The sequence below is a fragment of the Sulfitobacter sp. HGT1 genome, assembly GCF_013282155.1.
GTDB lineage: Bacteria > Pseudomonadota > Alphaproteobacteria > Rhodobacterales > Rhodobacteraceae > Sulfitobacter.
In genome coordinates, this window is record NZ_BLWI01000002.1 from 271165 (window position 1) to 284366 (window position 13202).

Here is a 13202-nt window from a genome sequence, read left to right on the forward strand (position 1 = left end):
GCCGGGGGATTTTCTTTTTTCCAACCGATGCGCCGACCGCTGCCGATCCCCCGCAAGCCCGCCGCGCCGGTTTTTATAACTCGGGTCTGGTGAGGCAGCCCGTGTCAGGCTATGTCTAGGCCCAGCACGCCCAAAGGACGCCGTGATGCCTGACAATCCCTCCTTTGCCCCACCTCCCCCTCCGCCAGCCCCGGTGGAGGAACACCGCTTTCCATGTGACACCTGCGGGTCCGATCTGCGGTTCGATCCTGCCAAATATCTGCTGGTCTGTGATCACTGCGGCAACACCGAAGCCATCTCGGGGCGGCGGACCCATCAACCGATCGCCGAACTTGATTTCCGCGCCGCCATCGCCAGCCAGTTGCCCCAGACCGAGATGGAAGAAACCCGCGTCACGACCTGCCCCAACTGCGCGGCCCAAGTCGAATTCGACGAAGACAAACACGCCACCGAATGCCCGTTCTGCGCCACCCCTGTGGTGATTGATACCGGGCTGAACCGTCACATCAAGCCGCGTGGCGTTCTGCCCTTTGCGCTGACCGAAACCGTGGCCAAAGACGCCATGACCAACTGGCTGGGCCGCCTTTGGTTCGCCCCGAACGGGTTGCAGGAATATGCCCGCAAGGGCCGCCGGATGGAGGGGATCTATGTCCCCTACTGGACCTATGACGCCGATACGAAATCCAGCTATACCGGCGAACGCGGCACGGTATATTACGTAACCGTCACCGTGATGCGCGATGGCAAACCCGAACAGCGACAGGTGCCAAAGGTCCGCTGGCGACCCGCCTCCGGTCGGGTGGCACGGTTCTTTGACGATGTGCTGGTGCTGGCCTCAAAATCCCTGCCCAAGACATTTACCGATGCGCTTGAACCGTGGGATCTGGCCGCCCTTGAACCCTATGCACCCGAATATCTGGCGGGTTTCCGCGCCGAGGCCTATTCGATCACCCTTGATGACGGCTTTGTCGAAGCGCGGCAAATCATGGATGCGATGATCGAACGGGATGTCCGGTTCGACATCGGCGGCGACCGCCAGCGCATCCATAACGTCCAGACCCAGATCAGCGATATCACCTTCAAACATATCCTGCTGCCGGTCTGGCTTGCGGCGTATAAATACCGCGGCAAGACGTATCGCTTTGTGGTCAATGGCCGCACCGGTAATGTGCAGGGCGAACGCCCCTATTCCGCAATCAAGATAACCTTTGCCGTGATCCTTGGCCTTCTGGCCGCAGGTGTGATCGGCTATTTCATGGCGCAGCAACAATGACCCAGATCGACACGCTTACCGACATCTTGCAGGCGCGCTATTCCTGCCGCGCTTTTCTGGCCGATCCGGTCCCCGATGACGTGATCACCCGGATCATCGGCACAGCCCGCCATGTTCCAAGCTGGTGCAACGCGCAGCCCTGGCAGGTCACGATCACCAAAGGCGATGCGACAGACCGGTTTCGCACGGCCCTGATGCAGGCCGCCAGCAAAGGGGTGCCGCCCACCCCCGATCTGGACTGGCCCAAGGGATATTCAGGGGTCTACGGCAGCCGTCGGCGCAGCTGTGGCTTTCAGCTTTATGATGCGGTGGGGATCGACAAATCGGACCGCGCAGGCCGTAGCGCACAAATGCTGCGCAACTACGCCCTGTTTGACGCGCCTCACGTGGCCATCATCACCGCCCCGGCCGAGCTTGGCCCCTACGGTGCGATGGACAGCGGCGGGTTTGTGACCGCCTTTACCCTGGCCGCGACAGCGCTTGGCGTGGCGACCATCGCCCAAGCCGCCATTGCAGCCTATGCACCGCTGGTCCGCGAACAGCTTGATATCGCGGATGACCGGCTGGTGCTTTGCGCCATCTCCTTCGGCTATGCCGATACGGATGCGCCGATCAACCAGTTCCGTACCGAGCGGGCAGACCCCGCCGACATCATCGACTGGAAATCCTGATATGCGTGCTTTGCTCCAACGGGCCGACCAAGCCTCCGTTACCGTAGACGGCAAAATCATTGGCCAGATCGACGCAGGCCTGCTGATCTTTGTCTGCGCCATGCCGGGCGACACGCAAACCACGGGTGCCGCCCTTGCCGCGAAAATCGCCAAATTGCGCCTGTTCAAAGACGACGATGGCAAAATGAACCTGAGCCTTGCGCAAACCGGCGGCAGCGCCCTGATCGTCAGCCAGTTCACCCTTGCCGCCGATACATCGCGCGGCACGCGCCCCGGCTTTTCCTATGCCGCGAAACCGGACGCCGCAAAAGCGCTCTATCTTGACTTTATCACCAGCATGACCGCCCTCGGCATTCCCACCCGAACCGGTGAATTCGGCGCAGACATGTCGGTCGCGCTCACCAACGATGGCCCCGTCACGATCTGGCTCGACACAGAGAATCCGTAACTGCGGTCCCCTCTTCTCTGGCTCAAAAATATCCTTGTGGGACAGTTGATTGTTGCACCATTGGCCAAGTCCGATGGATGACGGTGCAGCCAGCCCCCATGCGCGGCCTCAAGGCTCGCGAAACGCCTCTTTGGATTTATACAGCGGCTTCAACAGATACTGCAAAACCGTCTTCGATCCGGTGTGCAGTTCAACACTTGCCTGCATGCCCGGCCGGATTTGCAGCGACGCCTGACGCGGTGTCAGGTGCTGCGTATCGACCTGCAAGGTGACCTTGTAATGCGGATCGCCATCAGGATTGCGCGACCGCTCGTCCTTGAACGTATCTGCCGAAATCAGCTTTACCGTGCCCTTGAGCGTGCCATAGATCGTGTAATCATAGGCCGACAGCTTGACCGTCGCCTCTTGGCCCGGACGTACACCGGCGATGTTTTCGGGCTTCACGCGGGCCTCTACGAACAGTTCTTCGTCCAGCGGGATGATCTGCAAGATTTCCTCGCCGGGGCGCACGACGCCGCCGATGGTTGTGACGCTCAGGTTATTGACAATCCCGCGCAAGGGGCTGGTCAGAATGGTGCGGTTCAACTGGTCGGTGCTGGATTTCAGGTTCTGCTTGAGCGTGGCAAGTTCTTTCAACACGTCCGAATATTCCTGCGCGCGGTCCAGTTCGGTGCCGGTGGTGATCTCGTCCAGCTTGATCCGCGCATCGGCATGGACCTTGCGCGCGCGGGTGACCTCGATCAGCGACACGATCTTTTTCTTCAGCATATTTTCCAACAGCTCGCGTTCTTTGGCGGCTTCGGTCAACACGCGCTTGGCCCCGTCAGAGCGGGACACGAAATCGGATTGCCGCGCTTTCAGCAACGCCCGCTCTGAGGCAACAATGCTGGGGGTGCGCTGCGCAAACTCGTCCGGCACGTCAAAGTCGAACTGCCCGGCCAGTTCCGCCTCAAGACGCATACGGCGGATCTCAAAAGCGCTGATCTGGTCTTGCAGATCATCCACCGAGGATTGGAACTGGGTGCCATGCAGCCGCGCCAGAACATCGCCTTTTTCAACGATATCGCCCTCGCCCACGGCAAGTTCAGCCAGAATGCCGCCTTCGAGGTTCTGGATGATCTGCGGGCGCGAGCTTGAGATCATCGACCCTTCGGCGCGCACGATCTCGTCCACCCAAGCGAATGCGGCCCATAGAATGAACAGCAACACCGTGGCCCCACACAGCCAGATCACCATGGATGGCCCCCGCATAGTGTCGTTCATCTGCGCGCCCAGAGTGGTGGTGCTGGCATTGCTCATGCGAGAGTTCCTGTTTTGCCGGCCAGATGCGCCAGTACTTTGTCTTTCGGGCCATCCACTGTCATGCGACCGTCTTGCAAAACCAGCGTGCGGGTGGTCAGCGCCAGAATGGGGGCGCGGTGCGTGGCGATGATGGCCGTCCGCCCTTCCATCCATGTGTGCAGGCGCGATACCAGTGTCGCTTCAAGCTTTTGATCCAGTGCTGCGGTCGGTTCATCCAGCAGGCAGATGGCAGGGTCTTGCAACCACAACCGCGCCCAGCCGATCGACTGACGCTGGCCGATGGACAGGCCCGCGCCCGCATCCTTGATCTCAAGGTCGAGCCCCTTGTGATGGTTCTTGACGAAGGGACCAAGCCCCGCAAAATCAAGCGCCGCCAACAGGCGGTCGTCGTCGCGTTCCAGCATGGTCAGGTTCAGGTTGTCCCGCAGACTGCCCGAAAACAGCCGCACGTCCTGGCCCAGATACCCGATCAGACGGCGCAGGTCGCGCGGTTCGATCTGGGTCATTTCGGTGCCGTCGATCAGAACACGGCCCTCGGTCGGGGCATAAAGCCCGCTGAGCAATTTCAGCAGCGACGACTTGCCCGACCCGTTGGCCCCCAGCACGGCCACATGCTGGCCCGGCTGGATCATCATCGCTTTGATCTCGAGCGTGGGCGCGCCGTCATCTTCGTAGCGAAAGATCACGTCGCGCAGTTCATATTGGCCTTTGAGCTTTTCGCGGCGCAGGTATGTGCGGTCTTCGGCGGCGTCCTGGGGGGCAGCGACAATGGCGTCCAGCCCGTCCAGCGCCCCTTTGACATTGCCCCAGCGGGCCATCGTGCCCGAAAGCTGGGTCAGCGGCCCCAAGGTGCGGCCCGTCAGGATGCCGACGGCGATGATGGACCCGACAGTGAACTGCCCGGCAAACACCAGATAGGTGCCCACGATCACAGCCGCCACATAGGTGGCCTGCTGGATGCCCTGGCTCCAGAACGTCAGGAAAGACGACAGCTTGCGTTGCTCGGAGGATTTGACCGATGCCAATGTGTTCAGCTCGGTCCACAGGCGCATGATGCGGTCTTCGGCGCGTTGGGTTTTGACCGTGTCGAGCTCAAAGATCGCCTCGTGCAGCAACCGCGAGGATTTGGCCGATGCGCCTTGGGTTTCCTGCGTCAGCTGGATCGCCTTCTTTTGCAAAAAGAAACCGGGGATCAGCATCAGGATACCACCCAGAACCAGCACCCAGACCACGTTGCCCGCAATGCTGGCCACAAGGAACAGAAACACAAAGATAAACGGAATGTCGGCGATTGTGCCGATGGTCGAGGCGGTAAAGAATTCACGCACCGACCCGAATTCGCGCATTGCGGAAAACAACTGGTTCGGGGCCTGACCGCCGTGGTCCGACCGCATCCCCAGCAGGCGGCGCATCAGGATATCCTGGACCGACAGCTCAATCTGGCGACCTGCCCCGTCCATCAACCGCGCCCGCGCCATCTTGAGGAAAGATTCCATCAGCAGCGCCAGACCGGCACCCGCAGCCAACACCCAAAGCGTCGCCTCGGACTGGTGGGGGATGACGCGGTCATAGACCTGAAGGGAAAACAGCGCCACGGCCACCGCCAGCAGGTTGGCCACAAACGATCCCATTGCGACTTCGATCAACTGGCGGCGGAAACGCGGAAACTGCCCCCAGAACCAATGTTCCTTGATGCTGTCGGTTTTGTGGGTTTTGGCGACAGTCTTGAGAGACGCTTCGGCGCGGACAACCAGACCGGCAAAGAAGGGCTTGAAATCAGTGATCGGCACCATCGCGCGGTTGTCCGTGCAGGTCGTGTCATACAAGATCAGATCGCCCCGCGACTGCCCCATGACCAGCAGCACCTGCCCCGATGTCATATAGGCCAAAGCGGGCCAAAGATCCTTTGACACCCCGCCAACGCGGCTGACCTGCGTCAGCAACCCAACGTTTTGCATGCCTTTGGCAATTGCGTCGGCTTCCTGATCCGCCTGCGCGCCCTCGACCGTATTGGCGGCAATCGTCTCGAACACATCGCGGGCGGTGGTTTCGACCCCCAACAGCCCCGCATAGGTCGCGGCCAGTGATGCGCGCGCCATCAGCCGGTCTTCCAGACGGTTGACGTTTTCCGCCTTGGGTAGCGGGGCGTTTGCCGCCCTAAGGCGACCCTGATTGCCGTTGGTGATTGTCAGCGTAAAGGTCGGCTTCTGGGTCAAATCGCGCTCCCGTCGGCCAGCACGCCCTGAATCTGGGCCATCTCGATGCGCAGGCGCACCACGTCATATTTCAGCACGACCTGCGATTGTTGCTGGCGGGCATAGGTTTCATAGACCCCGACAACATCCATCACCTGACGCTGGCCCGCATCATATTGTTCTTGAAAGATATCCAGGTTCCGCTTGGCCTGCGCTGCAAGGGTCGCCGCTTCGTCGGCCTGACGGGTTTTGGCGCTGATCTGCTTTTCCAGACGGCGCAGGTTGCGGTTTGAATCCTCGACCGCCTGACGCACCTTCCGGGTCGAGGTTTCCTCGGCCAATGCAGTCGCCTCGAGCGATGCTTTGGTGCCAAAGCCCAGCAATTGGTCGGAACTGACGGTCAGCCCCAGATTGCTGCCTTCGCCAATGGTGCCGCCTGCGGACAAACCGGGCAGCTTTCCGGCGCGTTCCACCTTGGCGGCCGCAATGGAGCGGGTTTTTTCGGCCTCGGCGCGCACCACGATCAAAGGCGCGCCCGCAAAGGCATCGACGGGAATTTCAGGCACGCCGCGCAGGTCTGTCAGCGGCTGGATCGACATGGCGTTCAGCTCCGACAGCGAAGTGGCTTCCCGCTCGACCGCGGCCTCATAGCTGGCGCGTATTTCCGAGAGTTTCTGGCGCAGGATGGTGAGGTCGGACATATCGGACACGCCGCCCTTGACCCGTTCCTGCATGACCCATTCGAAATGGGTCATATCCTTGAGCGTCGCCTTGCCAAGCGTCGCGTTTTCGCGTGCTTCGGCAGCGGCGGTATAAAGCTTGAGCGCCGTTGCCACGCGTTTGTTGGTATCTTGGGCCAGTGAGACAGCGGCCACTTCGACATCGGCGACCGCAAATTCGCGTTCGCCCTTGCGGCGGCCATTGTCGAACAACACCTGATCAACAACCAGATTGGCCGCGAGCGAGCCCAGCGATGTCAGGCTGATCTGGGGACCGATCTTGGGCAGCCAGTTCTTGCTTGCCGCCTCGGACCGCAAGGTCGCTGCGCGCAATTCCGCTTCGGCCGTGCGGCTGTTGGCAGCCAATACGGATGCGGCGACCGTGTCCGATACGCTGCCCTTTGGCAAAACCGAAAACCGCAGGGCCAGCCCTTGGATGATCTGGCTGTCTGCGGTCACTTTTTCTGCATAGGTCGGTTTGATGTTTTGCGACGCATTGGGGGTCTTGAACCGCGCAACCATATCGGCCGGGGCAAATCCGCCCCCGATGTCTGACATGCAGCCAGACAGGGCCAGCGCCATTGCGCACATGCCCCCTGCCCTATTCAGTTTCTGCCCCATTCGCCTGCCCTTAACGTGCCGGTTTTTTTGTTTTGTCGGCGCGGGAGGGTCATTGCCCCCCGCGCCCTAGCCTTGTGCCGGCCTTAGATTACGACATTGATGTCGTCGTCGATCATCAACGTGCCTTCGGTGCCCAGCGAATAGATATCGTAGGTCTGGCCGTCCTTGACCTCGGATCCGGTGCGTGTTGCCCCGGTGATTGTGACCGTGTCATCGTTGTGACCGTTCACAACCAGAGTGTTGGTATTGCTGGAAAGATTGACCAACGCCGCCTCGGTAATGGTCAGCTGCGCTTCTTCTGCAAACTGAAGGTCCACCGTTTCGATGTTGAAATTGGCAAGGTTCGGGTTGGTCAAACCAAGCTGCGTATTTGCGCTTTCATCATCCAGCGCAAGATAGGTACCAGAGAAGTTTCCAGCTGCATCTGTCGCCGTGACGATCAGGTCGGACCCGTCCGGAACATCCGAGTTGAAGTAGAAATTCGTCTCGTTCAGGAAGTCGTTGTCCAGCGTATCGGCCTGAACCTCGGTGATGGATTTATCCGCGTGGATCTGGTGCACCGCGAGGCTGTCATCGCTTTGCTCGGTCGAAATGGCGCGGATACCGTCGCCATCGCGGGTGTAGGATTCAATTACCGGACCGTCTGGCGCATAGGTATCAATCGCCAGCGTATCGCTGATTGAATCAATGTTGCCCACATGGTCGGTCGCCGTGACCGAGATATCTGCATCATAGGTACCGGGACGGATGTTCGCAGGCGGGATTGTCACGCTCCAGTTGCCCGAAGCATCGACATTGGCGGTATAGTTGGTGCCGTCAAAATTGACCACAACGGTCGACCCCACTTCGACCTGACCGTTCAGATCAATGCCGATCGCGGCTTCGCGGGCGCTGACAACACCGTCGGTGCCGCCCGCCTGGTTCATATCAAGCGGATCAACAACCGTGTCGATCAACACGGCATGGCTCGCTGTGGCAGAGTTGCCGGCCCGGTCAATTGCCTTGACCGAAACGGTGGTGTTGATCGTGCCCTGCGGTACCTGACCGGGTGCAAAGGTCACCGCCCAGTTGCCATTGGCGTCAACCGTGCCGTTGGCAGATGCGTTGCCAAGCGTGATGACCACGGACGACCCGATTTCGGATGTCCCGGTCACCAGAACGCCACCATTGGCCAGACGCTCTGCGCCACTGACGATATTGTCGCCCTCGACCGTGTTCAGCGACAGGTTATCGACGCGAGTGTCAACCTGAACGCTGTCGGTGGCAGAGCGGCTGTTGCCGGCTGCATCGGTCGTGACTGCCGTGATGTTGGCGGTATAAACCCCTTGGGCCACCTCGCCTGCGGCATAATAGGATGTCCACTGGCCGTTTGCGTCAGCACGGACGGTGTGGGAAACACCCGCCAATGTCACGGTCACGAATGCGCCCGCATCCGCGGTGCCGGAGATCGCCACGCCATCGCTGGCTTCTGCCGCGTTGACCACATCGTCGCCCTCGACCGGGGTCGGGCTGATCGTCAGCAGGCCTGCTTCGGTATCGACAGAAACCGATTGCGTGATGCTGCGGCTGTTGCCTGCCTTGTCCGTCGCGGTTGCCACGATGGAACTGGCATAGGTGCCGGATGGAATGTCGCCCGGCGCAAAGGTCACCGACCAGTTGCCGCTTTGGTCGACGGTGGCCATATGCGTTGCATTGCCCATCTGGACCGAAACGGTCGAACCCGCCTCGACGCGGCCGGTCATGACCAGACCTTGACCCGCCTCGGCAGCGTTGATGGTCGCGTCGGACCCGCCTGCCTGATTGGTAAAGGAAAGGCTGTTAACAAAGGTGTCGATTTCGATCTGCCCCGTCGCGATCGAGCTGTTGCCCGCCGCATCGGTCGCAACGGCGGTGACTGTTGCCGTTGTCTCGCCCGCAGGGATTTCGTTGGTCGCAAATTGCGCAGTCCAGCTGCCATCAGCCGCAACCGTTGCAGGATGGGTGGCAAAGCCAAAGGTGACCTGTACCGTCGATCCGGGTTGTGCCGTGCCTGTCAGGGTCACGCCATCGCCGCGCTCTGCCGCGTTGATGGTGCCGTCGCCCGCCGCGCTGTCATCCGCAACGGAAACTTCGGACACTGTATCAACAACCAGCTTTTCGGTGGTGGTGGTTGCGTTGCCGAATGTATCGGTTGTGACGATCGTGACATCGCTGACGTATTCGCCGCCCTGCAAAGTGCCCGACTGCCATGTTGCCGACCACGCGCCATTGCCGCCGACTGTTGCCGTGCGGGTCACACCGCCGACTGTCAGTTCAACCGTGGAACCCGGCTCGCCCGTGCCGCTGATGGTCACGCCATTGCTAAAAGAAGCCGCGTTAAAGCTGTCGCCGGCCCCTTGCGTGCCAGATGTCACAACGACCGTCGGGGCCACCGTGTCAACAACCAGCGTTTCGGTTGTGATGGCAGAGTTTCCGAATTGGTCGGTCGATTTGATCGTGACTTCGGATTGGTATTCGCCGCCCTGCAACGCGCCGTTTTCATAGGTCACAGACCATGCGCCGTTTTCGCCGACAGTGGTGGAACGCGTCACACCACCAACGGTAACGTCGATGGTGGACCCCGCTTCGCCGGTGCCATTGATCGTCACACCCTGGGCAAAGCTTTCACCGTTAAAGTAGTCGGACACGCTTTGCGTGCCTTCAGATACGGTTATCGTCGGGGCCGTTGTGTCGATCACGAATGTCGGGCCATCCAGCGTGGTGGTCGCCCCGCCTGTGGTTACTTCGACAACGGCTTCGTAATTGCCATCCGCCGGGAAGTTGTCGCCGGTAAAGACGGCTTCGAATGTGCCATCGGTACCGATCGTGGTTTCGACTTGCTTGTCGCCAATGGTCACAACGACGTCAGCGCCCGGTTCACCACCGCCTGTGACTGTCACCGTTTTGTCAGCGCCGTCACCACCGACTGTAGAAGCCGATTCAGGTTCGTTCACGAATGGGGCCGCGACAGACCCGCCGCCACCACCACCGCCGCCGCCGCCAATCACAGCCGCACCACCGACAACCGCCGCCGCAGTCGCAGCCGCAGCACCGCCGCCGCCAATCAAACCAGCGCCCAGCAGAGGCGCTGCAAGCATCGACACTTCGTCGTCGCCGCCGCCGACCATGCCACCGGGGGCCGTCACCATATCCGTACGGCCAAGATAGATCAGATCATCCGAAGGGCTCCACTTGCCCCATTGTTCGGTCGGACCGTATTGCGCGTGCAGGCTGCCGCCCTCGCCCTCGATAAAGGCGACTTCGTTCAAATAGCCATCGGACGAGACAAACAGACGGTTTGCCGCGCCCGTCTCGTTAAAATAGTTTTCAATTGTAATGACTGACCCGTCGGCCATGGTCATGACCAGATCATTTCCTGCCCGCTGCTGGGACAAGAAATCGGTTTGACGCAGGTTAAGGGAAATTTCCTGTCCGGCTTGCGCCTGGATCACATGGAACTTGGAGCCATCGGCTACCGTGCCACGTTGCAATGCGCCCGCTTGATCGCGAACGACGAAATCTATCGTCTTCATAATATCACCGCTCTACCTCGATGCCCGTTCTTTGCGGATCACCTGGTTATTTTATTGACTGCCGGTTCGTTTAATCCAACCGTGCAGACGCCTGATCGTACTCGCGTTAAGCGCGAATATGTTATTGTTTTTCATTCTATATTTATTAGCTCCCAAATGCCAACTTTAAATTCATTTTGCCTTATTACCGACTTATTTTTATGTGCACAGGGGCCACAGTTTCCACCCATGCGGGAAAGTCGCCGAACAGCCCAAGCCGCGCCCTGTTGCCGACCGGATTGGCGGGTCGTTCATCATTGTCGAAAGCCTTGGGGTTTCCCTTCAGCAATTTGTTGACAAGCGTAACAAGTCGCCGCAACGCTGACGGCATGAAAACCAGCTCAAACGCCCCGCTCGCCCTGATCGAAGACCCGGATCTGGGCATCACGCTCTCTGATGGCTGCCGCCTTTCCGCCCGCATCTGGAGACCCGAAAATTCAGACAGCGCGCCTGTACCCGTCATTCTGGAATATCTGCCCTATCGCAAACGCGACGGCACCACGGCACGAGACGCGCTGACCCATCCGTGGTTTGCCGAACGCGGCTATGCCTGCGTGCGCGTCGATATGCGCGGCAATGGGGACAGCCAAGGGGTCATGGAAGACGAATACACCCCGCTTGAACAATCCGACTGCATCGAGGTGATCAACTGGCTCGCCGCCCAAGGCTGGTGCAACGGCAATGTCGGCATGATGGGGATCAGCTGGGGCGGGTTTAACGGCCTGCAAGTGGCGGCCCATAATCCCGAAGCTCTCAAGGCGGTTATCACCCTGTGTTCGACCGTGGACCGTTTCGCCGATGACATTCATTACAAGGGCGGCTGCCTTTTGAATGAAAACCTGGGCTGGGGGGCGACGATGTGGGCCTATTCCAGCCGCGCGCCCGACCCTGCCTTGCGTGCCGACTGGCGCGAAATGTGGCTGGAAAGGCTAAAGGCCGAACCGTTTCTTCCATCCTTGTGGCTGCGCCACCAGTCGCGCGATGCCTATTGGAAACAGGGGTCGGTGATCAAGGATTATGCCGCGATCAAGGCCAAGGTTCTGGCCGTGGGCGGTTGGGGCGATGCCTATAAAAACGCGGTTCCCCAATTGGTAGAAGCCCTGCCCGGTGCCAAGGGTATCGTGGGCCCTTGGGTGCATAAATACCCCCATTTCGCGATCCCCGAACCGCGCATCGGTTTCTTGCAAGAAGCGCTGCGCTGGTGGGACCGCTGGCTGAAAGACATCGACACCGGCGTCGAGGACGACCCCGATTATCGCGCCTATCTGATGGACGGAATGCGCCCCGCGACATGGGTGCTGGAACGCCCCGGCCGCTGGATTGCCGAAGACACCGGTGCCACATCGCATTTGCCGGTCCAGTCGCTGCACCTGACAGACGCAGGGCTTGCCGCCGAACCGGCCTCGCTGAACGCGACGGTCGCGTCACCCGCCCATTGCGGTGCCAGCGCCGGTGAATACTGCGCGATCTGGCTGGGCCCCGAAATGCCCGGCGACCAGCGACAAGACGATGCGCTTTCCACCACCTTTGACACCGGACCGCTGGCCAAAGACATGGACATCGTCGGCGCGCCGCGCATCACCTTGCGGTTGTCTTGCGACAAACCCCAAGGGCAGATCGCGGTCCGGCTGAACCACATCCACCCCGACGGGGCCAGCGCGCGCATCACCTATGGGGTGCTGAATCTCAGCCACCGAAACAGCGCCGAAAACCCCGCCGCAATGCAGCCGGGCAAGGCCGAAGACATCAGCTTTGCTCTGGATCACATCGCCTACCGCGTACCGGCAGGGCACAGTTTACGCGTGTCTATTTCAACCGCTTACTGGCCGCTGATCTGGCCCAGCCCCGATGCCGCGACGCTGACGCTGACGGCAGGTGACATTGCCCTGCCCCAACGCCCCACGACCGGAGGTGACGAATATACATTCCCGCCCCCCACCGCTGCGGCCCCGTGGGAAACCGAAACCTTGCGCCCCGAAAACCACATCCGGCGGCAGGAAACCGATATGGTCACGGGCGATGTATCGCTCGTGATCGAGGACGATTTCGGCAAGGTAAAGGACGCCGATCACGGCTTGATCGCAGGGTCTGTCGCGCGCGAACGCTGGACCATCAACCCCGCAGATCCGCTGAGTGCGGCCGGCACATGTCACTGGACCGAAGAGCTTGAGCGGGACGGCATCAGATTGCGCACCGAAACCCATTCGAGAATGTGGTCTGACGCCACGACCTTTTTTCTGACCGCGCGGCTCGAAGCGTATCAAGACGACGAGCTGATCTATGAACGTGACTTGGAGGATGGCGTTAAGCGACACTTCATGTAATAAAGTCGTCATAAACTACAAGGTATTAACCCTTGCGACAAAAAAGAAAATGCGCAAAC

General features: G+C 60.2%; 8 protein-coding genes. 4 read left to right on the top strand and 4 right to left on the bottom strand.

Going from position 1 to position 13202, the window contains the following annotated elements; all coding sequences use genetic code 11:
• The first annotated feature begins 145 nt into the window (after positions 1 to 145).
• Genes HGT1_RS03455 through dtd form a run of 3 tightly spaced genes read left to right on the top strand, consistent with a single transcriptional unit; the run spans position 146 to position 2392 of the window.
• The gene (locus HGT1_RS03455) at positions 146 to 1273 is read left to right on the top strand and encodes a TFIIB-type zinc finger domain-containing protein (RefSeq protein WP_176248579.1); all 1128 of its coding nucleotides are present in this window, start codon (positions 146 to 148) and stop codon (positions 1271 to 1273) included.
• A complete protein-coding gene (locus tag HGT1_RS03460; protein WP_176248580.1) occupies positions 1270 to 1944 on the top strand; it encodes a nitroreductase in 675 nt (224 codons plus the stop codon). The genes HGT1_RS03455 and HGT1_RS03460 overlap by 4 nt, the downstream gene beginning before the upstream one ends.
• Position 1945: 1 nt before the next feature.
• Positions 1946 to 2392, top strand: a complete 447-nt coding sequence (gene dtd, locus HGT1_RS03465; RefSeq protein ID WP_176248581.1) for a D-aminoacyl-tRNA deacylase — start codon at positions 1946 to 1948, stop codon at positions 2390 to 2392.
• 108 nt (positions 2393 to 2500) lie between these two features.
• On the opposite strand, the gene HGT1_RS03470 is transcribed toward dtd, so the two are convergent.
• The 4 genes from HGT1_RS03470 to HGT1_RS03485 form a co-directional block, all read right to left on the bottom strand.
• Positions 2501 to 3691 (bottom strand): HlyD family efflux transporter periplasmic adaptor subunit, encoded by a 1191-nt coding sequence (locus HGT1_RS03470; RefSeq protein WP_176248582.1) that lies wholly within the window; start codon positions 3689 to 3691, stop codon positions 2501 to 2503.
• Entirely contained in the window at positions 3688 to 5910 is a 2223-nt protein-coding gene (locus HGT1_RS03475) for an ATP-binding cassette domain-containing protein (protein WP_176248583.1), read from the bottom strand. Before HGT1_RS03475 ends, HGT1_RS03470 begins: the two co-directional genes overlap by 4 nt.
• Positions 5907 to 7199 carry a TolC family protein gene (locus tag HGT1_RS03480; RefSeq protein ID WP_176248645.1) on the bottom strand — a complete coding sequence of 431 codons (1293 nt, stop codon included), beginning with the start codon at positions 7197 to 7199 and terminating at the stop codon, positions 5907 to 5909. The genes HGT1_RS03475 and HGT1_RS03480 overlap by 4 nt, the downstream gene beginning before the upstream one ends.
• A 113-nt stretch (positions 7200 to 7312) precedes the next feature.
• Positions 7313 to 10780 carry an Ig-like domain-containing protein gene (locus HGT1_RS03485; RefSeq protein ID WP_176248584.1) on the bottom strand — a complete coding sequence of 1156 codons (3468 nt, stop codon included), beginning with the start codon at positions 10778 to 10780 and terminating at the stop codon, positions 7313 to 7315.
• A gap of 368 nt (positions 10781 to 11148) precedes the next feature.
• Here HGT1_RS03485 and HGT1_RS03490 point away from each other — a divergent pair, with 368 nt between their 5' ends.
• Positions 11149 to 13143: a CocE/NonD family hydrolase gene (locus HGT1_RS03490; RefSeq protein ID WP_176248585.1), complete on the top strand. Its 1995-nt coding sequence runs from the start codon at positions 11149 to 11151 to the stop codon at positions 13141 to 13143.
• The last annotated feature ends 59 nt before the right edge of the window (positions 13144 to 13202 follow it).

Excerpts from the sequence above, each read along its gene's own strand:
- HGT1_RS03480 (WP_176248645.1), bottom strand. The coding sequence starts at position 7,199 with ATGTGCGCAATGGCGCTGGCCCTGTCTGGCTGCATGTCAGACATCGGG.
- HGT1_RS03490 (WP_176248585.1), top strand. The coding sequence starts at position 11,149 with ATGAAAACCAGCTCAAACGCCCCGCTCGCCCTGATCGAAGACCCGGAT.
- HGT1_RS03485 (WP_176248584.1), bottom strand. The coding sequence starts at position 10,780 with ATGAAGACGATAGATTTCGTCGTTCGCGATCAAGCGGGCGCATTGCAA.
- HGT1_RS03455 (WP_176248579.1), top strand. The coding sequence starts at position 146 with ATGCCTGACAATCCCTCCTTTGCCCCACCTCCCCCTCCGCCAGCCCCG.
- HGT1_RS03460 (WP_176248580.1), top strand. The coding sequence starts at position 1,270 with ATGACCCAGATCGACACGCTTACCGACATCTTGCAGGCGCGCTATTCC.
- HGT1_RS03470 (WP_176248582.1), bottom strand. The coding sequence starts at position 3,691 with ATGAGCAATGCCAGCACCACCACTCTGGGCGCGCAGATGAACGACACT.
- dtd (WP_176248581.1), top strand. The coding sequence starts at position 1,946 with ATGCGTGCTTTGCTCCAACGGGCCGACCAAGCCTCCGTTACCGTAGAC.